Below are 20,025 nucleotides of genomic sequence, written 5' to 3' on the forward strand. Positions count from 1 at the left end.
TGCCTCCCGCGTCGCCCTCCTCCGGCCCTCCGACCAGCTCCTTTGCCACCGATCTAAAAAGGGGAAGAGAGTAGACGTGCTCGACGTCAACTTCTTCGATGAGCTCCGCATCGGTCTCGCGACCGCGGACGACATCCGCCAGTGGTCTTTTGGCGAGGTCAAGAAGCCCGAGACCATCAACTACCGCACGCTCAAGCCCGAGAAGGACGGCTTGTTCTGCGAGAAGATCTTCGGTCCCACCAGGGACTGGGAGTGCTACTGCGGCAAGTACAAGCGCGTGCGCTTCAAGGGCATCATCTGTGAGCGCTGCGGCGTCGAGGTGACCCGTGCGAAGGTGCGTCGTGAGCGCATGGGCCACATCGAGCTCGCCGCTCCGGTCACGCACATCTGGTACTTCAAGGGCGTTCCGAGCCGGTTGGGCTACCTGCTCGACCTGGCCCCCAAGGACCTCGAGAAGATCATCTACTTCGCCGCCTACGTCATCGTGGGCGTGAACGCCGAGCTGCGCCACAACGACCTGCCGACGCTCGAGAGCGAGATGCAGGTCGAGCGCAAGCGCGTCGAGAACCGTCGCGACGCCGACGTGGAGGCCCGCGCCCAGAAGCTCGAGGCCGACCTGGCCGAGCTCGAGGCCGAGGGTGCCAAGTCCGACGTGCGCCGCAAGGTCAAGGAGGGTGGCGAACGTGAGATGCGCCAGCTCCGCGACCGCGCCCAGCGCGAGCTGGACCGCCTCGACGAGATCTGGTCCACGTTCACCAAGCTCGAGCGCGCTCAGCTGATCGCGGACGAGCTGCTCTACCGCGAGCTGTACGACCGCTACGGCGACTACTTCACCGGTGCCATGGGCGCGGAGGCCATCCAGAAGCTCCTGGGTGACTACGACGTCGACGCCGAGTCCGAGATCCTGCGCGAGACGATCCGCAGCGGCAAGGGCCAGAAGAAGCTCCGTGCGCTCAAGCGCCTCAAGGTCGTTGCCGCCTTCCAGGCGACCCGCAACAACCCGCAGGGCATGGTCCTGGACTGCGTCCCGGTCATCCCGCCGGACCTGCGCCCGATGGTGCAGCTCGACGGTGGCCGTTTCGCGACGTCCGACCTGAACGACCTGTACCGCCGCGTGATCAACCGCAACAACCGCCTCAAGCGACTGATCGACCTCGGCGCGCCCGAGATCATCGTCAACAACGAGAAGCGGATGCTGCAGGAGGCCGTCGACGCGCTGTTCGACAACGGCCGCCGCGGCCGCCCGGTCACCGGTCCCGGTAACCGCCCGCTGAAGTCGCTGTCCGACCTGCTGAAGGGCAAGCAGGGCCGGTTCCGCCAGAACCTGCTCGGCAAGCGCGTCGACTACTCCGGCCGTTCGGTCATCGTGGTCGGCCCGCAGCTCAAGCTGCACCAGTGCGGTCTGCCCAAGCAGATGGCCCTGGAGCTCTTCAAGCCGTTCGTGATGAAGCGGCTCGTGGACCTCAACCACGCGCAGAACATCAAGTCCGCCAAGCGGATGGTCGAGCGTGCGCGCCCGGCCGTGTGGGACGTGCTGGAAGAGGTCATCACCGAGCACCCGGTGCTGCTGAACCGCGCACCTACGCTGCACCGCCTCGGCATCCAGGCCTTCGAGCCCCAGCTGGTCGAGGGCAAGGCCATCCAGCTGCACCCGCTGGTCTGTGAAGCGTTCAACGCCGACTTCGACGGTGACCAGATGGCAGTCCACCTGCCGCTGTCCGCCGAGGCGCAGGCCGAGGCCCGCGTCCTGATGCTGTCGTCGAACAACATCCTGTCCCCGGCGTCCGGCAAGCCGCTGGCCATGCCGCGTCTGGACATGGTGACGGGTCTGTACCACCTGACCCGCCACAAGAAGGACGACATCGGCGAGGGCCACTTCTACTCGTCGCCGGCCGAGGCGCTCATGGCGTTCGACCGCAAGGTCCTGGGCCTGCAGGCGATGGTGAAGATCCGCGTCTCCGACAAGAACCCGCCCAAGGGCCAGGAGCCCGAAGGCTGGGAGCCCGGTCAGCCGTGGCTCGCGGAGACCACGCTGGGTCGCGTGCTGTTCAACGAGATCCTGCCGCAGGACTACGCCTTCATCAACGAGGTCATGCCCAAGAAGCGGCAGGCCGTGATCATCAACGACCTGGCCGAGCGCTACCCGATGGTCACCGTCGCCCGGACGCTGGACAAGCTGAAGGACGCCGGTTTCCACTGGGCTACCCGCTCCGGTGTCACGGTCGCGATCTCGGACGTCCTCGTCCCGGCGGCGAAGCAGGACATCCTCGAGGAGCACGAGCGCCTCGCGGACGCCGTCGAGAAGCGCTACCAGCGCGGTCAGCTCTCCCACGAGGAGCGCAACTCCGAGCTGGTCAAGGTGTGGACGAAGGCCACCGAGCAGGTCCACGAGATCATGGAAGACAACTTCCCCGAGGACAACTCGATCCGCGTCATCGTGCAGTCCGGCGCCGCCGGCAACATGACGCAGGTCCGTTCGCTCGCGGGTATGCGTGGTCTGGTGACCAACCCGAAGGGTGAGTACATCCCGCGCCCGATCAAGAACTCGTTCCGCGAGGGCTTGTCGGTGCTCGAGTACTTCATCGCGACGCACGGTGCCCGCAAGGGTCTGGCCGACACCGCGCTGCGTACCGCCGACTCGGGTTACCTGACCCGTCGTCTGGTGGACGTCTCGCAGGACGTCATCATCCGCGAGGTCGACTGCGGCACCACCCGTGGTGTGCAGATGACCGTCGGCGAGCAGCTGGGCGACAAGGTCGGCCTGCACGAGTTCGCGCAGACGTCGGTCTACGCCCGCACGGTCGCGGACGACATCACGGACGCCCAGGGCAACCTGGTCCTGAACCGCGGCGACGACCTCGGCGACCCGGCGCTCGCGTCGCTGGTCGAGGCCGGCGTGGTCCGGGTCAAGGTCCGCTCCGTGCTGACCTGTGAGTCCCCGGTCGGTGTGTGTGCGTCCTGCTACGGCCGCTCGATGGCCACCGGCCAGCTGGTCGACGTCGGCGAGGCCGTCGGCATCGTCGCCGCCCAGTCGATCGGTGAGCCCGGCACGCAGCTGACGATGCGTACGTTCCACCAGGGTGGTGTGGCCGGTGACGACATCACGACCGGTCTGCCCCGTGTCCAGGAGCTCTTCGAGGCCCGCGTCCCGAAGGGCAAGGCGCCGATCGCCGACGTCGATGGCCGCGTGCGCATCGAGGACGGCGACCGCTTCTGGAAGATCACGCTGATCCCGGACGACGGTTCCGAGGAGATCGTGTTCGAGAAGCTGTCCAAGCGTCAGCGTCTCGCCAACACGGCCACCGGCCCGCTGCAGGACGGCGACCACGTGTCCGTCGGCCAGCAGCTGCTGGAAGGTACTCCTGACCCGCACGAGGTTCTGCGCGTCATGGGCCCGCGCGAGGCGCAGCTGCACCTCGTGCAGGAAGTCCAGAAGGTGTACCGCGCCCAGGGTGTGGCCATCCACGACAAGCACATCGAGGTCATCGTCCGGCAGATGCTCCGCCGGGTCACGATCATCGACTCGGGTGCGACGGAGTTCCTCCCGGGCTCGCTGGTCGAGCGCGCGGACTTCGAGTCGGGCAACCGCGCCGTCGTCGCCGAAGGTGGCGAGCCAGCGGCCGGACGTCCGGTGCTGATGGGTATCACGAAGGCCTCGCTGGCGACCGACTCGTGGCTGTCCGCCGCGTCGTTCCAGGAGACCACTCGTGTGCTGACCGACGCCGCCATCAACGGGCGTTCGGACAAGCTCATCGGTCTGAAGGAGAACGTCATCATCGGTAAGTTGATCCCGGCTGGTACGGGCATCAACCGCTACCGCAACATCCAGGTCCAGCCGACCGAGGAAGCGCGCGCCGCTGCGTACGCGATCCCCTCGTACGACGACGGGTACTACACCCCCGACGTCTTCGGCACGGGCACTGGCGCTGCGGTGCCGCTGGACGACTACGACTTCGGTCGCGACTACCGCTAGTCGGTTGTCTTGGAACGGCCCCCGGAGCCTCCCGCTCCGGGGGCCGTTCCCGTTTTCAGCGGTAGGTCAGCTTGCGCAGCAGGGTCTCGGCGGGGCCGTTGAGGTCGTTGCGGCGCAACACTTCCGCCGTGGCGACGGTCGCGAGCCAGGTGAGCACGGCGATGCCGGACGCCGCCGCGGTGCCGAGCCGGCTGCCGAGCCCGCCCGCGTAGGGCACGAACACCGCCACGAACACCGCGGACTGCAGCAGGTAGCAGGTCAGCGACCGCTCTCCGCAGGCAGCGAGGGCCCTGACCACCGGGCCCTGGGTGAGGCGAACGGCCAGCACTCCCATGAGGGCCGCGTAGCCGAGACCGCCGGCCACGCCGCTCAGGCCGTGCAGCACGTAGAGGGCGACCTCCGGCGCGCCGTTCCAGACTCCGGTGTCGACGAGAGCCAACGGGAATCCGCCCATGACGGCCGTGCCGATGCCACCAAACGCGATGGCGCGCAAGGCTTTCTGGTGCTCGTGCGGCTCGATGAGCATCTTCCTGCGGGCTGCGAGAACGCCGAGCAGGAACGGCACGATCAGATCGACGAGCAGGAACGGCGTGAGCACGCCCCACGACATGAGCCGGTCGATCATCGCGGTCACCGGATCCGTCGCCGAGGCCAGTCCCGCCGCGCCGCCGAACTCCGCGATCTGCAGGCCCGCCAGCGCGGTCGCCGCGCCGTGCACCACCAGCCACAGCCCAGCGAACACCAGCAACGACCGGTCCTTCCAGCGCACCGCGCCGGCGAAGAGCAGCCCGAGCAGTCCGTACGCGGCGAGGATGTCGCCGAAGAACAGCAACAGCGCGTGGGCGCACCCGAACACCAACAGCCAGACGCTCCGCCGCCGCAGCACGCGCCGTGCGTCATCGCCTTGCCGTGCGGCGATCTGCACGAACCCGTAGCCGAACAACGCGGCGAACATCGGCATGGCCCGCCCGTCGACCAGCGTGATCTGCACCCCCGTGACCACCATGTCGAGCGTGCTGCCGTCGAGCGCGTACGACCGGAAGCCCGTCGTCTGCGGTAACAGGTACATGTGCGCGTGTGCCAGTGCGATCAACAGCAGCATCACGCCGCGTGCGAGATCCGGCGCAAGCGCGCGCTGGGTGAGTGTGTGCATCCGTGACCCCCATTAGATACGCATCCGTAGCTTATGAGGCTGATAAGATACGGCACCGTAGCTCTAATGGGAAGGTGGGGTCGTGGCGACCGAACGTCGGCGAGGCGAGGTGCTGATCCGCGCCATCCACGAGGCCGTGGTGGCCGAGGTGGTGGAAGCGGGCCTCGGGCAGCTGACGATGGAGGGCATCGCCCGCCGCGCGGCGACCGCGAAAACCGTCCTGTACCGGCGCTGGTCGACGCCGTTCGAGTTGCTCATCGACGCCCTGGCGGAGGCGTACCCGGAGGAGGTGCCGACCCCGGCGGCGGACGACCTCCGGGCGGACCTGATCGCGGCGCTGACGTTGCTCACGGACTGGATGGCCACTCCGGCGGCCCATGCGGTGATGGCGATCACGTCCGAGCGCGACCGTTACCCGGAGCTGGCGGAAACGTTGTGGGACAAGGTGTTCGACCCTCGTGGCGGCACCTTCACCACGACCGTGCTGCGCTGGTATGCAGCCCAGGGCCGGCTCGACCCGGCCCGGCTGACGCCGATCACCACCCAGATCGGCGAGGCGCTCGTCTTCAAGCTGGCCATCGACAACAACCGCCCGGTGTCGGCCGACGAGGTGGCCGCGATCGTGGACGAGGCGCTGCTGCCCGCGCTGGGGCTCTAGCGGTTCGCGATGCCGTCGAGGCGCAGGGTCGTGGACTCGTCCCGGTGGGTGCCGGTGGTGCCGACGTGCTTCTCGCTGATCTGCGGACCGTTCTTGAGCACGTGGAACAGCGCCATGCCGTGGCCGCGCCCCAGGTCGTAGTCGGTCTTCAGCCACTCCAGGAACACGCCGGCCTTGGTGCTGCCGTCGTACCCGCGTTCGGTGGCGGCGGCCAGCAGGTCGGCCGGGGTCTTGCCGGTCTTCTTCTCGGCGCCGTCGAGGTAGGCCTGGAAGGACATCGCGGTCTCCGTTCGTCTGGTGACACGAGCGTAGACAACGTTTCTCGCCTTGACAAGAAAATTTGTCGGTGAAACTCGGTTGTGGCCGGCTGGTTCCATGAGGGCATGCGTGACCTGCGGTGGAGTGACGTCAGCGAGTGGTTCGACCCGGACGACGGCGCGTTGCACGACGGGTGTGTCGTCGGGGTGGTGCCTGATGCGTGGCGGGCGGTTGCCGACTTCGTGACGGGCAGCGCCTGGTCCGCCCGGAAGGGGGAGGGGTCGCTGCTCGTGTCACCCGCGGAGGGGTTCTTCGTGAACTTCTTCGAGGTCCCCGACGAGGTCGTCTTCGACGTTCACGTCGGGGAGTTGCAGGGGCAGGAACGGCTGGACCTGCTGTCGGCGTTCCTGCGGGAGGTGGGGCAGGCCTGGGGGAAGCCGGTCGCGCTGACGTTCGAGGGGCTCGATCCGGCCAAGGAGCCTTATCTGCACTACGACCCCGTCGCCGACGGGTTCGTGCTGGACCGGCGCTAGCGGCGGCGCGCCCGCGCCAACGCGCGAGCCCGGATCACCAGGTCGTCCACCAGGTGCTCGTCGACCAGCGGCGGAACGCCGGACTCGTCGGTGCAGCAACGAGGTTTGGTCCGCTTCTCCGACATGCGCGGCCGCACACCGGCCATCTCGTACAACGCCTCGTAGAGATCCAGCCCGGGATCGTCATCGTGTGGCCCCACCAGCAACACCCACACGGCGTCAGGCGAGGGAAAGGCGACAACGACACGATCGGCGCCGCGCAGGTGCTTCACGCACAGCCGGGGCAACGGCTCAGGACCTGTCACGCGGTACCCGAGGGCGGAACAACCCGAGTGGGCCAGTTCGTCCAGGAAGCGTTCGTAGGCCACGCGGGCCCGTCCGCGCAGACCGTTCGCCTGCGCGTGGGCGGTGGGGGTTTCGACTACCTCGATCAAATCGGGCGGACCACGCGTCCCTTGCCGCTGCGCATCTCGTCGAGGGAGGTGGCGAGGTCGGAGCGGTCCAGCAGGGACTGGTCGCTCAGGCGGCGGTGGACCTCGTCGAGGAGCGCGCGGGTCTTGCCGGCGCGGCGGAGGTCGGAGACCAGGTGGAGGACCTCGTGCAGGCGCACGGTGTCGAGGAGCATCCTGGGTTGTTGGCTGTGGATGGCCAGCACGCCTTCGCGGGCCCAGGCCTTCACGGTCTTCTCGGTGAGGTCGAGGAGTTCGCCTGCCACCACGGGGCGTACCGGTGGGGCCTGGCGGAGGGTTTTCGCCACCACGCCGTCGAGGCGCGCGCGGCGTTCGTCGTCTTCGGACAGGGATGACGCGACGGCTTCTAGCTCTTCGATCGTGTCGAAGAGGTCGCGGATCTGGGCGGCCTCGGTCGCGACAGACATGGCTACTCCTCCCGTTGACTACCGATTATCCACCTGTTTTTCGGTAGTCGTCAACGGCCCCGGAGCAGGGATCCGGGGCCGTCGCGTCACATCAGGAGGAGAAGAACAGACCGCCGAGACCGCGGTGCTTGCGGTGGCCGTAGCCGTAGCCCGCGTGACCACCGTGGTGGTGGTGGATCTGCTGCGGCTGGGCACCCCAGGCGGGCTGCGCCGGAGCCGGGTAGGCGGCGGGCGGCGGGGCGGCCGCGGGCGGCGGCGCCTGCATCTGGGCCTCGAGGCGCGTGATGGACTCGAGCTCGCCGTAGTCGAGGAAGACCCCGCGGCAGCCGTCGCACTGCTCGATGTGAACGCCCATGCGGTCGAACGTGCGCATGTTCGCATGACACTTGGGACACTGCATCGTGGTGAGCCTCCTGCGGTGGGACCGGACAAATACGATATTAGCCGCGGTCACTGCTCTCGTGCGTCGCGACGATCCGACGACAGGCTTCAACCAGCGGTTCCACTGCCTGCAACCCGGACATGAGAGCCCGTGCTGCCATCTGCACAACGTACGCCTGAGCCGGGATGTTGAGTGCTTCCCATTCCGATGTCGGCAGAGCCACACCGCCCGTTTCACGGTAGGCACCCATGAACCGCGCCCAAAGATCATCGGGCAGCACCCCGGCGGCGAACAAAGCCGCAGGTCGGGCCAGGTCCCAGACCGGGTCGCCGACCCCGACGTCGTCCACGTCGATCAGTCGCCACGAACCCCGGTGAACGAGCTGTCCGAGATGCCAATCGCCGTGGATCAACGCACGGCCGTTCATGTCCAACGGCGGCAAGACTTCATACGCGCGCAGCACGACATCGGCGTGTGGCAAGTCCGGTGGCAATGCCCGAATTGCGCGCACAATCCGTTCCGGCGTACCGGCCACCGGACCCCGCACCGGCAACGAGTGCAGCTTCGCCAGCAGTGCCGCGCTCTCCTCCCACGGCGCCGCGTCCGGATCGGCCTGGCTCACCGGCGTCCCGTACGGCCACACCGTGATGGGCCGGTCGTCCACGAACTGCACGGGCGCGAGCGGCGGCACGAACAGCTCGGGGTGTGCCGCCGCGATCTCCAGCCGTTGCCGCAACGCCACCAGGTCGGTGTCGGCGGGCAGCGCCTTGGCCACCACGTCGCCGACGCGCACCACGACGACGTCGCCGCGGTCACCGCCGAGCACCTCCGGGTCGGCTGAAGAGCCGGTCAGCGAGGCCATCGCCGCGATCAGGTCGTCCACGCGCACAGTGAATCAGGCGCGCATGTGGTCGCCGTACATCGCCAGGTAGCCGGAGACGTACGTGACCGCCTCCAGCGGCGTGTCGAACTCGGCGTACATCTGCTTTTCGCCCTGGCTCAGCCAGTACACGGCGAACCGGTCGCCGGCGCGGACGAGGCACAGCGCCTTCTCGCGGTCCTGACCGACCGACACGCGGTCGTCGCTGATCTGGAACCGGCTGAGCGACGCGACGAACCAGTCCATCGCACCGCCCCACTCGCCGTCGAAGCCGGGCAGCGGCTCCGGGGCGTCGGTCGCGACGGCCAGCGCACGGCTCCGCGTGATCGACGGCAGGCGTTGCGGCAGCTGGTAGCCCCGGCTGCGGATGTGCGCGAGGAAGTTCTGCGCGGGAGCCAGTTCGTGCCGCTCCAGGTAGTACGCCACCTCCGCCGGCCAGACCCACTGGCCGTCGGTCTGGAACACCATCGGCACCTGCTCCGGTCGCCCGGCCGCAAGCAGGTCCGGCGCGAGGCCCCTGCCGGTCAGCACCACGTGACCGGCGTTGAGGTAGCTCCTCACCAGGCTCATCTCCTGCATGCTCAGCGGAGCCCGGTAGTTGATCGGCGTGCCGTCCGCGCGGAAGCCGTCGAACACCCGCGCCAGCCGCATGTCCGCGGGCGGCTTCGGGTCCCCGGCGACGGGCTCTCGCGGAAGCCGGTTCCTGCGCAGTTCGGCCAGCAACCCCACGTACCACTCGGGCATGAGGTCGCGGTGTCGCGGGAAGTGCACGGTCTCGGCCTCGAAGTCGTAGCGCGCGAACTCCTCCTCGGAGTCGCGCACCGAGCGCCAGTCGGGTTCGGCGTCGAAGTCGAACGCGAGCTGCGGCAGCTCACCGCGCCGCAGCACGTAGTCCGCGCGGAACCAGGCGCCGTGCGGGTAGCCGGAGGTCGTGATGCGCAGCCGGACGAACCACTGGTCGACCATCAGCGGCGGCAGCCAGTGGTACTCCTGCCCGTCCTCGGCGACGACGGTCGCGGAGAGGTCCTGACGGGAGGCGAGCGCGTCGCAGCGCAGCCGGATCTCGCGCCACTGCGGGGGAGCGGCGGCGAGCAGGGACTTGGTGATCTCGTCGGTGATCTCGTCGGGCGGCATGACGGGGAGCGTCCGCTGCAGGAGCAGGTCCACCGGGTGCTCGTTGCGGACGTGGGCGCCGTCGTTCACCCGGCGGCGGTAGACGCGGTCGAACTCGGCGATCGGCCTCGCGAGCTTCCACACCGGCCGGGTGCGCGGGAGCTGCTGGGTGACGACGAACTCGTCGTCGCGCACCTCGAGCAACTTGTAGTGGGCGCCTCGCGACTGCGCCATCACGTGGTGCCGGAACTCCGACTCGACCTGGCTCGGCAGCACCGACACCGTGCCGTGCTCGGGCCCCGCGTCGAACTCCAGGCGGGTGACCTGGCGCTGCTCGTCCACCGTGCGCCGGCCTTCGAGCAGCAGGCCGTTCCAGACGAGGGCGCTGCCGGACGGCATGACTCCGGAGATCATCGACTTCATCACTGCGCTCCGATGGTTCCCGTGGTCGTGAACTCTGCGGGCACCGGCGCCAGCTTCGTCGTTCGTTCGATCGCGTCGAGAGCGGCCTCGTCGGCGGCCTCGCTCAGCAGTTGCGCGGAGACCCGCAGGGCCGGTCCGCCGTCGCGGTTGAAGCACAGCGTCAGCTCGGCCCCGCGGCCGAGGATCTCGATCACGTCGGCGCCGGCGACCCCGACGACGTGCTTGCAGTCCTCCGGAATCCACATGCCCGCCGACCAGACGTCGAGCTCGGTCGTGTCACCGGCCCTGGTGAGCAGCAGCTCGTCGCCGCCGCGGGGGTCGCCCTTGACGTTCAGCACCTGCTTGTACAGGGCGTGCACGAGGTCGATCACCGGCACGAACCCGTTGGCGAGCCGCCACACCAGCATGTCGAGCTTGCAGGTGATCTTGTGGCCGATCGTGTCGGGGTGCGGCACGATCTCGCGATTGCGTTCTTCGGAGCCGGTGAAGTTGCCGTCCGCGTCGACGCCGCGCCAGCCGAAGGCGTTCATGGAGCTCAGCGGCCCGTCGGCGGGCTGGTTGGGGTCGTAGTAGGTGATCGTGCGCCCGGGATTCGCCCGTGCCTCGGCGCGCTGGGCGTCGTCGATCGGCGGAAGCGGCGACGGAGCCAGGTAAGTGAGGTGCTTCGGTACTTCGCTCATTGCTCGTCCTACCTGAAGTCCGGCATGCGGAAGCGTTGGTTGGTCACGGGTTCGTCGACGATGCGGGACATGAGCATCTCGCCGTTCTCGTCGTAGTAGCACTCCTGGGTCCAGACCCGGCTGATCTGCTCGGGCCGGATGTGGCCGAGGTGGAGCACCTCGCCCTCCTTGAGCCCGCTGTCCCGTGACTGGCCCCGGTCGACGTCGCGGACCGTGGCGTCCACGTCGATGACGTGCTTGCTGTAGATCTCGGTGATGTAGAAGCGTTTCATCCGCACGCCGTTGCCGACCTCGATGAGGCCCGCGGTCGGCGTATCGCTGCCCCGTGCGGAGACGGGACGGTCCTCGCGGCGCATGACGTGCTCGGGACTCTTGCTCGCCGACTTGTACCCGCTCGCCGTGGCGCCGCCGACGTGGCCGCCCATCTCCAACCCCGTGCCGCGGACCCTGATGCCCTGCTCCATCGTCTCCCACGGCGGGTTGGCGTCCCGGCGGTAGGAGCGAGCTTCGGCGGGCGTGGTGGCGGTGTGCCACATGACGCTCTGCTTGCCGGGGGTGTCGGCGTACATCGGGCCGTGTTGGTTCATGCCCATCAGCGGGTGCTGCCGCAGTTCGGCCGGGGTCTCGCGGCTCAGGCCCGGCGGCAGCAGACGCGAGCCGGGCACGAAGTCGTAGCCCTCCATGCCCGCGTACTCGGTCTCCCGGCGAGTCTGTTTCTTCATCAGATCCTGCTGCTCTTGCAGCCAGAGGGTGCTGAAGTGCTCCGGTCGCTGGATTCCCGGTGTGGGCGGCAGGGGGTCCGCGAACGTGCCGTTCGGCTCGAGCGGTTTGCCGGCGTTGAACTCCTCCGCGAAGTCCAGGTCGATGCCGTGCCGCGCGGCGAAGGCCTCGTTGCCGCTGCGGCGTTGCGCCGGGGTGCCCAGGTCCTGCTGCGGGGGCGGCGTGAAGTCGTATCCGGGCGCCTGGGACTGGCGGGGCGCGAACGGCGGCTGGTCGGGAGCCGCCTGCGGGGTCTCGTGCTCGTTCGGCCTGGCCTGGTCCTGGTGCTGCTGGTTGTGTTGCTGCTGGTTCTGGTGCTGCGGCTGGTGTTGCTGCTGCGGCGGGTTCTGCTGCGGTGGGCCCAGGACGCGGCCCTGCCGGTCGATCGGACGTCCCTGCGCGTCCACGCCCGCCGCGACCGGGCGTTCCTGAACCAGCCGGTAGATCGGGTTGCCGTGCGGGTCGCGCCCCGCGACCACGTGCCCGGGCGGCGGCAGGTGCGCGTTGTGACTGCCACGGGGCCCGAACGAGCCCCAGCCGTCGTTCGCGTTGCGGCGGTACGAGTGCGGCGCGGTGCCGGGCGTCGCGTCACCCCAGGTGGGCGTGTGCCCAGGAGGAATCGGGCTGCCGTGCTCGACGTTCGTGCCGTCCGGCTTGAACGTGACCCACTCACCGTTGGGCGGCCAGCCGGGCTTGTGCTGCTGACCGGCCTTCGTGCTGTCGTGCGACGAACTGGCGAACACGTTGCCGTTGCCGTCGACCCAGGCGTCCTTGCTGGGCGCCAGCACCTCGACCCCGAGCTCACGCGACAACTGAGCCGCGAACCCGTCCTTGGTGGTCCCGGTCTGACACGAGATGAGCCGCACCGGCTTGCCGTCCCAGCTACCGCTGGCCCGGATGATGTCGGCGACGTCCTTGGCGCTGAGCCGATGGTCACCGACCTTGGCCATGTCCGACGCCCCGTGCAGGTCGACCGTGAACCGCTGCGGGTCAGGCGCCACCCGCTGGGCCGACCGGTCGAGCGGCGACGTGAAGTGCCCCTGCGGGTGCAACGACAACCCGGCCTGGCTGTGCGTGACCATCCCGCGCAGGTGCCCGAGGTGAGCGGGCACCTCGGTGTCCGACCCCGGCTTGGGCCCGTCGGGCCGCTCGATCGCCGGTGCGATGGGGGTCGCGTCGGGCGTGTGGTGCGCCTGGGTGGGCCCGGTCTGGTGCGGCGCCGAGTCCGGGGAAGCGCGCCGCGGGTCGGCCGCCGTGGCCTGGTCGTGGCGGGGAACGTTGTGCTGGGTGGCCGGTGGGGCTGGGGGAGCCTGCCGGTGCTGGGGCGCTTGGTGTTGGGCGGCCGGCGGAGGTGCCTGGTGTTGGGGGCTCCTGTGGTGGGCGGCTTGATGTTGCGGCGCCTGGTGTTGCGGGGCGCGCTGCGGTGGCACCTGGCGTTGCGGCGCGTGGTGTTGCGGAGCTCGGTGCTGAGGCGCCGAGTGTTGGGGTGCTTGCCGTGGTGCTTGGTGCTGCGGCACGGACTGGTGCTGTGGCGGTGCCTGGAAAGCCGCGTTCTGGTGGGGGCCGGCGGGGTCCTGCTGGAACCGCATCGGCGGGGCGGCGGGCGGCGCAGTCGAAGCCTGGTGCACGGCATCGGCGGCGGGGGCGCGGTGCTGGTTGGGCACCGGACCGCCGGCCGGCATCGGCCCACCGCTCTGCATCGGTCCGTTCGCGTGGGCCGGCCCGCTGTTCTGCGTCGGCCCGCTGTTCTGCGTCGGCCCGCTGTTCTGCGTCGGCCCGCCGTTCTGCGTCGGCCCGCCGCCGTGGTGCGGCCCGGCCGACATCGGCGAGCCAGGGTTTCCGGGCGTGTGCCCGTGGCTCGGCGGGCCTGCGGGAACCTGGCTTCCGTGTCCTGAAGAGTGGTGCGCCGTCGCCGGGCTAGGTCCGCCCGGCGCTGGTCCATTACCGGTCGGTGGCGCGGAGTGATTCGGGGCCGGCTCGCTGCTGGCGGGCGGCGCCGAGTGGCTCGGGGTCGGTGCGTTCGCGCCGGGGCTGTTGCCTGCGGAACCGTGGTTCGGACCACCCATCGGCGGAGCGGACGGCATCGCCGCGCGGGGTGCTGCCGGAGCGTTCGGTGCCTGACTCGGTGCTGGGGCCGGGGCTTGGCCCTGTGACTGGGCGACGCCCTGCTGTTGTTGGGCCGGTGCGGTGGGCGCGGGGGAGTCCGGGGCCGCGCGGTGCGCCGGTTGTTCGGTTGGCGGGGCCGCGTAGGAGGTGTTCGTCGCGTCGGACGAACGGCGCGGCGGATCGGCATCCGGAGCAGAAGAAGCGGAAGGTGCGGACGTGCTGGTCTGCGGGCCGAGGGGAGCGTCGGTCCGTGGGGCCGTGTCGGGGCGAGGGGGTGCGTCGCCCGCCGTCGGGGTTGGCAGGTCGGGGGAGGACGGGCGCGGCATGTCGCCGGACGTCGGGACGTCGAAGTCGGCGTTGAGGCCCTCGATGCCCGACTTGGTGCCGGAGACCGTGCCGCTCACCGCGCCCGAGGTCGCGCCGAACAGGACGTCCTTGGCCTGGATGCCCTCTTCGCTCAGCGCGCCCTCGGCCAGGGCCGTGCCGGCGCCGATCACGGCTTCCTCGGCGGCGTTGCGGCCGATGGAACGGCCGATCGAGTCGCCGATGCCGTCGCCGAACGCCTTGCCCATGCCGGCGCCCACGCCCGCGCCGACCACGCCGGAGATCAGGCCCGACTTGGCGGCGTCGAGGGTCATCGAGGTGTCGAGGGTGTCGCGGGTGCCCCTGGCGAGCTGGATGCCCTGGACGGCCAGGTCGGTCGCCACGGAGGTGGCGACCTCGATGCCGACCTGCAAAGCCAACTTGCCGATGAGGTTGCGGCCCACCTGTTGCATGAGCTGCTGGACGAGTTGGCGGAAGACGATCTGCACGCCCGCGCGCGTTGCCAGTTGGGCCGGGATGATGCCCGCGGTCGAGGCGCCGAACGACACCACGGCCGAGGCGAGCATCACCGCGATCTGGATGGCCAGGAGGACCAGCGCGATGATGATCGAGAGCTTGGCGTACTCGATCTGCATCGCGCAGTTGCGGCAGGCCGTCGCCAGCTTCTCGGAGACGTCCTTCATCTTGGGGAGGGTGGCTTCCTCGCCCTTGACGAACTTCTCCCAGTAGGCCTTGAACGCCTCGGCGGCCTCACCGTCCATGTTGGACGTCGCCTGCTTCACGGCGTCCTCGGCCTCGCGCATCGCCGCGTCGACGTCGGTGGCGGCCTGCTTCCAGACCTCGCCCAGTCGTTGCAGCGCTGTTTCGTCGCCTTCCGGCCAGCTGTCACCCACCACGATCGGGATGAGCCAGCGGACCTCGGCGGGCATCTCGATGCCCATGTGCAGCAATCCCCCAGGCTTGTCAGTGGTGCGTCACGCAACGTTGGCGGCGCAATTCACGCTCAGCAGGGCGCCTCGCGGCACCACGAGGCGCCCGTCTGACCGCGAATTCCACCGGCAACGTTGCGAGCCACACCACTAGCCGCTGATCCCTCGAGCGTTGAACTGGTCCTGCTGTTCCATCAGGTTGGCGGACTCCTCGAGGTTCTTCCCGATGTCCTGCAACGTCTTCGCGACTTCCGCCATCACCTTGCGGACGCCGTCGGCCGCGGGCACGTAGTCGGTGGCGAACTTCTGGCCCGCCTCGTCACCGCCCCAGCAGACGCCCTCGGCGTCGAGTCCGCGGGCCAGCGCGGCCGCGTCGGTCGCCATGTCCGCGCCGGTGCGGGCCATCTTCGCGGCCGCCGAGCGCACGCCCGCGGCCTCCATGTAGGTCTGGCCGGTCACCAGCGGTTCCCCTTGCCCATGATCGAGTCGCCGCCGAAGTCCTCGTCGTCGGACGAGGAGGACACCGCGCGCTGCACCGGCCGGGACTCCTTGCGCAGCACCGAGGAACCGAAGTCCTCATCGGACGGTGGCGGCGGCGCGGCCGGCTCGGGGCGTTGCTCGACGCGGAAGATGTCCTTGATCGACGGCGCTCCCGGCACGATGTCCGGCAGGTCGACGACGCCCTCTTCCGACGTCAGCGGGGCCATCCGCTCGGTGACCTGGTCGCGGACGTTCATGGCCGCCCGCCGGGTCACCTGCGTGATCGTCTGCGCCAGCTGCTCGGGCGTGACGCGCTCGAACGCCCGCGGCCCGAGTTCGAGCTTGTCGAGCACACCGGTCGAGTCCACGGTCACCACGACGTTCCCGTCGGGGGAGGACGCCACCCCGGACATGGCCGCGATCGCGGCTTGGGCGTCGCGCAGGCCGTCGGTGCGGTCCTTCAACTCCCGCATCAGGTTGTCGAGGGTCCCGCGCAACTCTGCGTTACGAGTTGCTAGCTGATCGTCGTCGAGCACCGGGGCAACCTACCCAATGTGATCATCAGGTGTCGGCCGAACGGCTCAGTTGGTGATGCAGATCGTCCTCACCGGCTGCGAGTACGTCCGGGAGTCGTCCCCGTTGCACAGCGCGCGGTCGGCCTGGCCGTCGACGACCTTGGAGACTTTGCGCACACCCGTGCCGCACGGCACCCGTGAGAAGTACTGGTTCACCGGCTTCAGGCAGTCGCCCTCGGACACGTTGAGGACGTAGCAGAGCCGCGTCTTGCCGTTGGTCCGCGAACGGCCGGAGGACTCCGTCAGGTAGTCGCCCTCCGGACACATCGTGCGCCGCTCACGGGACGAAACCCGGTACACCGCCTCAGAAGAAGAACAGTCCACTTCGGTCATCTCGACCTCGGCGCTGCCGAGATCGACCTGGGCAGCGCACTCGCCGACCCCGGCCTGCACCGAACAACCGGCGCAGCCGGCCAGTGCGAGGGCGGCGACCAGCCAGGCGATGCGCAGCTTCATCGTGCGTTCTCCGTCACCCGAGTACCGTGTTCAGCGGGTTCCATGTCTACTGCACGAGGCGGGGACGGTACCCCCGTTTTGACCCGGGTAGACGTGGGCGGGTATCTTTGCTACTCGTGCCCGACCCATGTCGGGCCGCTCCGCGTGCCCTTGAGGCAGTGGTGACCTCCACTCGCAGGTAGCAGTTGAGCTGGTGCTTGCGGACCTTGGGAGCGGGCGACACGCCCGACCTCGGGTGCAGAGAGGGATCAAGAAACACGAGGGTGAACCGCAAGGGAATCCCGCGAAGACGGAAGAAGTAGCCGGCGAATGCCAACGATCCAGCAGCTGGTCCGCAAGGGCCGCCAGGACAAGGTGGCGAAGCAGAAGACGGCGGCCCTCAAGGGTTCGCCGCAGCGGCGCGGTGTGTGCACCCGCGTTTACACCACCACCCCCAAGAAGCCGAACTCCGCACTGCGCAAGGTCGCTCGCGTGAAGCTGACCAGCGGTATCGAGGTCACGGCCTACATCCCCGGTGAGGGTCACAACCTCCAGGAGCACTCGATGGTGCTCGTCCGCGGTGGTCGTGTGAAGGACCTGCCGGGTGTTCGCTACAAGATCATCCGTGGCTCTCTCGACACGCAGGGTGTCAAGAACCGCAAGCAGGCTCGCAGCCGCTACGGCGCGAAGAAGGAGAAGAGCTAATGCCCCGCAAGGGACCGGCCCCGAAGCGGCCGCTTATCTCTGACCCGGTCTACAGCTCGCCTCTCGTGACGCAGCTCATCAACAAGGTGCTGGTCGACGGCAAGCGCTCGGTGGCCGAGAAGATCGTTTACGAAGCGCTCGAAGGTGCTCGCGAGAAGACCGGCACGGACCCGGTCGTCACGCTGAAGCGCGCGCTCGACAACGTGAAGCCGTCGCTGGAGGTCAAGAGCCGCCGCGTCGGTGGTGCGACCTACCAGGTGCCGATCGAGGTCAAGCCCGGTCGTTCCACCACGCTGGCGCTCCGTTGGCTGATCACCTTCTCCCGGCAGCGCCGTGAGAAGACCATGGTCGAGCGTCTGATGAACGAGCTGCTCGATGCGAGCAACGGCCTCGGTGCCAGCGTCAAGCGTCGCGAGGACACGCACAAGATGGCCGAGTCGAACAAGGCCTTCGCTCACTACCGCTGGTGATCTGACGCCCGGCCTGCAGAGGTCGGGCTCTCCCAGCCCCAGTGAGCTCACAAGCTCAAGACAGGGGAAAGACCCGTGGCACAGGACGTGCTCACTGATCTTGCCAAGGTCCGCAACATCGGGATCATGGCCCACATCGACGCGGGCAAGACCACGACGACTGAGCGGATCCTCTTCTACACGGGGATCAGCTACAAGATCGGCGAGGTTCACGACGGCGCTGCCGTGATGGACTGGATGGAGCAGGAGCAGGAGCGCGGCATCACGATCACGTCGGCCGCGACGACCTGCTACTGGAAGAACCACCAGATCAACCTGATCGACACGCCCGGCCACGTCGACTTCACCGTCGAGGTCGAGCGCAACCTGCGCGTCCTCGACGGCGCCGTTGCCGTCTTCGACGGCAAGGAGGGCGTCGAGCCGCAGTCCGAGCAGGTCTGGCGGCAGGCGACCAAGTACGACGTTCCGCGCATCTGCTTCGTCAACAAGATGGACAAGCTCGGCGCGGACTTCTACTTCACCATCAAGACCATCCAGGACCGGCTCGGCGCCAGGCCGATTCCGATCCAGCTGCCGATCGGTGCCGAGAGCGACTTCATCGGTGTCGTCGACCTGGTCGAGATGCGCGCCCTGACGTGGCGTGGCGAAGTCCAGAAGGGCGAGGACTACGCGATCGAGGAGATCCCCGCGGATCTCGTCGAGAAGGCGCAGGAGTACCGCGAGGCGCTCCTCGAGGCCGTCGCGGAGACCGACGACGACCTGACCGAGAAGTTCTTCGAGCAGGGCGACCTCTCCGTCGAGGAGATCAAGGCCGGCCTCCGCAAGATCGTCTCCGAGGGCACCGCGTACCCGGTTCTGTGCGGTTCCGCGTTCAAGAACAAGGGCGTTCAGCCCATGCTCGACGCGGTCATCGACCTGCTGCCGTCGCCGCTGGACCTCCCGCCGGTCGAGGGCACGCTGCAGGACGGCGAGACCGTCGTGTCGCGCAAGGCCTCGTCCGACGAGCCCTTCTCGGCGCTGGCGTTCAAGATCGCCGTGCACCCGTTCTTCGGCAAGCTGACCTACATCCGGGTCTACTCGGGCAAGGTCGCCTCCGGCACCCAGGTCGTCAACGCGACCAAGGACCGCAAGGAGCGCATCGGGAAGATCTTCCAGATGCACGCCAACAAGGAGAACCCGGTCACCGAGGCCATCGCGGGCCACATCTACGCCGTGATCGGTCTGAAGGACACCACGACCGGTGAGACCCTTGCCGACCCGCAGCACCCCATCGTGCTCGAGTCGATGACGTTCCCCGAGCCCGTTATCCAGGTCGCCATCGAGCCCAAGACGAAGGCTGACCAGGAGAAGCTCGGCACCGCGATCCAGAAGCTGGCCGAGGAGGACCCGACGTTCCGGGTCAACCTCGACCAGGAGACCGGCCAGACCATCATCGCCGGCATGGGCGAGCTCCACCTGGACATCCTGGTGGACCGCATGCGCCGCGAGTTCAAGGTCGAGGCCAACATCGGCAAGCCTCAGGTGGCGTACCGGGAGACCATCCGCAAGGCGGTGGAGAAGTACTCCTACACCCACAAGAAGCAGACCGGTGGTTCCGGCCAGTTCGCCAAGGTGCTCGTCACCGTCGAACCGCTGGAGAAGAAGGAAGACGGCGCGCTCTACGAGTTCGTCAACGCCGTCACCGGTGGTCGCATCCCTCGCGAGTACATCCCGTCGGTCGACGCGGGTGCGCAGGACGCGCTGCAGTACGGCGTGCTGGCGGGCTACCCGCTGGTCGGCGTGAAGGTGACGCTGCTCGACGGCGCCTACCACGAGGTCGACTCCTCGGAAATGGCGTTCAAGATCGCTGGTTCGATGGCCCTCAAGGAAGCCGCCCGTCAGGCGTCTCCCGCGATCCTCGAGCCTCTGATGGCCGTCGAGGTCACGACGCCCGAGGAGTACATGGGCGACGTGATCGGCGACCTGAACTCCCGCCGTGGCCAGATCCAGGCCATGGAGGAGCGCAGCGGCGTCCGTGTCGTCAAGGCACTGGTTCCGCTGTCGGAAATGTTCGGGTACGTGGGTGACCTGCGGTCCAAGACCCAGGGTCGCGCCAACTACTCGATGGTGTTCGACTCCTACGCAGAGGTTCCCGCGAACGTCTCGAAGGAGATCATCGCGAAGGCGACCGGGGAGTAATTCCCCACCGGAGCACCGCAGTTCGACCGCGGGCTCTCCGGGGGTGATTCCCTGGGGTCCGCTTCTTCAAGACCCTGACGTGTAAGTCCGGCGGGTGGCCACAGATGCCCGCCGGACCAGCAAAAAGAAGTCCA

General features: G+C 68.6%; 18 protein-coding genes. 6 read left to right on the forward strand and 12 right to left on the reverse strand.

Features of this window, described 5'->3' with window-relative positions; translation table 11 throughout:
* Nucleotides 1-76: 76 nt before the first annotated feature.
* Nucleotides 77-3,973, forward strand: coding sequence for a DNA-directed RNA polymerase subunit beta' (locus JNUCC0626_RS36825; protein WP_394615321.1), 3,897 nt, complete (start codon nucleotides 77-79; stop codon nucleotides 3,971-3,973).
* 55 nt (nucleotides 3,974-4,028) lie between these two features.
* On the opposite strand, the gene JNUCC0626_RS36830 is transcribed toward JNUCC0626_RS36825, so the two are convergent.
* Nucleotides 4,029-5,126, reverse strand: coding sequence for a DUF418 domain-containing protein (locus JNUCC0626_RS36830; protein WP_394615322.1), 1,098 nt, complete (start codon nucleotides 5,124-5,126; stop codon nucleotides 4,029-4,031).
* An 82-nt stretch (nucleotides 5,127-5,208) separates the two neighbouring features.
* Here JNUCC0626_RS36830 and JNUCC0626_RS36835 point away from each other — a divergent pair, with 82 nt between their 5' ends.
* On the forward strand, nucleotides 5,209-5,784 hold the full coding sequence (locus JNUCC0626_RS36835) for a TetR-like C-terminal domain-containing protein (RefSeq protein WP_394615323.1): 576 nt from the start codon (nucleotides 5,209-5,211) through the stop codon (nucleotides 5,782-5,784).
* Here JNUCC0626_RS36835 and JNUCC0626_RS36840 read toward each other — a convergent pair.
* Entirely contained in the window at nucleotides 5,781-6,062 is a 282-nt protein-coding gene (locus tag JNUCC0626_RS36840) for a DUF4287 domain-containing protein (protein ID WP_394615324.1), read from the reverse strand. The two genes, JNUCC0626_RS36835 and JNUCC0626_RS36840, sit on opposite strands and share 4 nt — an antisense overlap.
* A gap of 105 nt (nucleotides 6,063-6,167) precedes the next feature.
* Between JNUCC0626_RS36840 and JNUCC0626_RS36845 the strand changes: the two genes are divergently transcribed.
* Nucleotides 6,168-6,575: a hypothetical protein gene (locus JNUCC0626_RS36845; protein ID WP_394615325.1), complete on the forward strand. Its 408-nt coding sequence runs from the start codon at nucleotides 6,168-6,170 to the stop codon at nucleotides 6,573-6,575.
* Here the strand turns inward: JNUCC0626_RS36845 and JNUCC0626_RS36850 are convergent.
* From JNUCC0626_RS36850 to JNUCC0626_RS36895, 10 genes are all read right to left on the reverse strand, one after another.
* On the reverse strand, nucleotides 6,572-7,009 hold the full coding sequence (locus JNUCC0626_RS36850) for a hypothetical protein (RefSeq protein WP_394615326.1): 438 nt from the start codon (nucleotides 7,007-7,009) through the stop codon (nucleotides 6,572-6,574). The two genes, JNUCC0626_RS36845 and JNUCC0626_RS36850, sit on opposite strands and share 4 nt — an antisense overlap.
* Nucleotides 7,006-7,452 carry a hypothetical protein gene (locus JNUCC0626_RS36855; protein ID WP_394615327.1) on the reverse strand — a complete coding sequence of 149 codons (447 nt, stop codon included), beginning with the start codon at nucleotides 7,450-7,452 and terminating at the stop codon, nucleotides 7,006-7,008. The genes JNUCC0626_RS36850 and JNUCC0626_RS36855 overlap by 4 nt, the downstream gene beginning before the upstream one ends.
* Nucleotides 7,453-7,543: 91 nt before the next feature.
* On the reverse strand, nucleotides 7,544-7,852 hold the full coding sequence (locus JNUCC0626_RS36860) for a zf-TFIIB domain-containing protein (RefSeq protein ID WP_394615328.1): 309 nt from the start codon (nucleotides 7,850-7,852) through the stop codon (nucleotides 7,544-7,546).
* A 40-nt stretch (nucleotides 7,853-7,892) separates the two neighbouring features.
* Entirely contained in the window at nucleotides 7,893-8,717 is an 825-nt protein-coding gene (locus tag JNUCC0626_RS36865; RefSeq protein WP_394615329.1) for a phosphotransferase family protein, read from the reverse strand.
* A 12-nt stretch (nucleotides 8,718-8,729) separates the two neighbouring features.
* Nucleotides 8,730-10,250 carry a hypothetical protein gene (locus JNUCC0626_RS36870; RefSeq protein ID WP_394615330.1) on the reverse strand — a complete coding sequence of 507 codons (1,521 nt, stop codon included), beginning with the start codon at nucleotides 10,248-10,250 and terminating at the stop codon, nucleotides 8,730-8,732.
* Nucleotides 10,250-10,930, reverse strand: coding sequence for a hypothetical protein (locus tag JNUCC0626_RS36875; protein WP_394615331.1), 681 nt, complete (start codon nucleotides 10,928-10,930; stop codon nucleotides 10,250-10,252). The genes JNUCC0626_RS36870 and JNUCC0626_RS36875 overlap by 1 nt, the downstream gene beginning before the upstream one ends.
* Nucleotides 10,931-10,938: 8 nt before the next feature.
* A complete protein-coding gene (locus tag JNUCC0626_RS36880; RefSeq protein ID WP_394615332.1) occupies nucleotides 10,939-15,060 on the reverse strand; it encodes a hypothetical protein in 4,122 nt (1,373 codons plus the stop codon).
* Nucleotides 15,061-15,198: 138 nt separating this feature from the next.
* On the reverse strand, nucleotides 15,199-15,507 hold the full coding sequence (locus tag JNUCC0626_RS36885) for a WXG100 family type VII secretion target (RefSeq protein WP_394615333.1): 309 nt from the start codon (nucleotides 15,505-15,507) through the stop codon (nucleotides 15,199-15,201).
* A complete protein-coding gene (locus tag JNUCC0626_RS36890) occupies nucleotides 15,504-16,064 on the reverse strand; it encodes a YbaB/EbfC family nucleoid-associated protein (RefSeq protein WP_394615334.1) in 561 nt (186 codons plus the stop codon). Before JNUCC0626_RS36890 ends, JNUCC0626_RS36885 begins: the two co-directional genes overlap by 4 nt.
* A gap of 45 nt (nucleotides 16,065-16,109) precedes the next feature.
* Complete coding sequence (locus JNUCC0626_RS36895; protein ID WP_394615335.1) at nucleotides 16,110-16,559, reverse strand: LppU/SCO3897 family protein; 450 nt, start codon at nucleotides 16,557-16,559, stop codon at nucleotides 16,110-16,112.
* Nucleotides 16,560-16,868: 309 nt separating this feature from the next.
* Between JNUCC0626_RS36895 and rpsL the strand changes: the two genes are divergently transcribed.
* From rpsL to fusA, 3 genes are all read left to right on the forward strand, one after another.
* Complete coding sequence (rpsL, locus tag JNUCC0626_RS36900; protein ID WP_030473471.1) at nucleotides 16,869-17,243, forward strand: 30S ribosomal protein S12; 375 nt, start codon at nucleotides 16,869-16,871, stop codon at nucleotides 17,241-17,243.
* Complete coding sequence (rpsG, locus tag JNUCC0626_RS36905; protein ID WP_030478293.1) at nucleotides 17,243-17,713, forward strand: 30S ribosomal protein S7; 471 nt, start codon at nucleotides 17,243-17,245, stop codon at nucleotides 17,711-17,713. The genes rpsL and rpsG overlap by 1 nt, the downstream gene beginning before the upstream one ends.
* Before the next feature lie 75 nt (nucleotides 17,714-17,788).
* Complete coding sequence (gene fusA, locus JNUCC0626_RS36910; RefSeq protein WP_382435045.1) at nucleotides 17,789-19,891, forward strand: elongation factor G; 2,103 nt, start codon at nucleotides 17,789-17,791, stop codon at nucleotides 19,889-19,891.
* The last annotated feature ends 134 nt before the right edge of the window (nucleotides 19,892-20,025 follow it).

It is taken from the genome of Lentzea sp. JNUCC 0626, assembly GCF_043632865.1.
GTDB lineage: Bacteria > Actinomycetota > Actinomycetes > Mycobacteriales > Pseudonocardiaceae > Lentzea.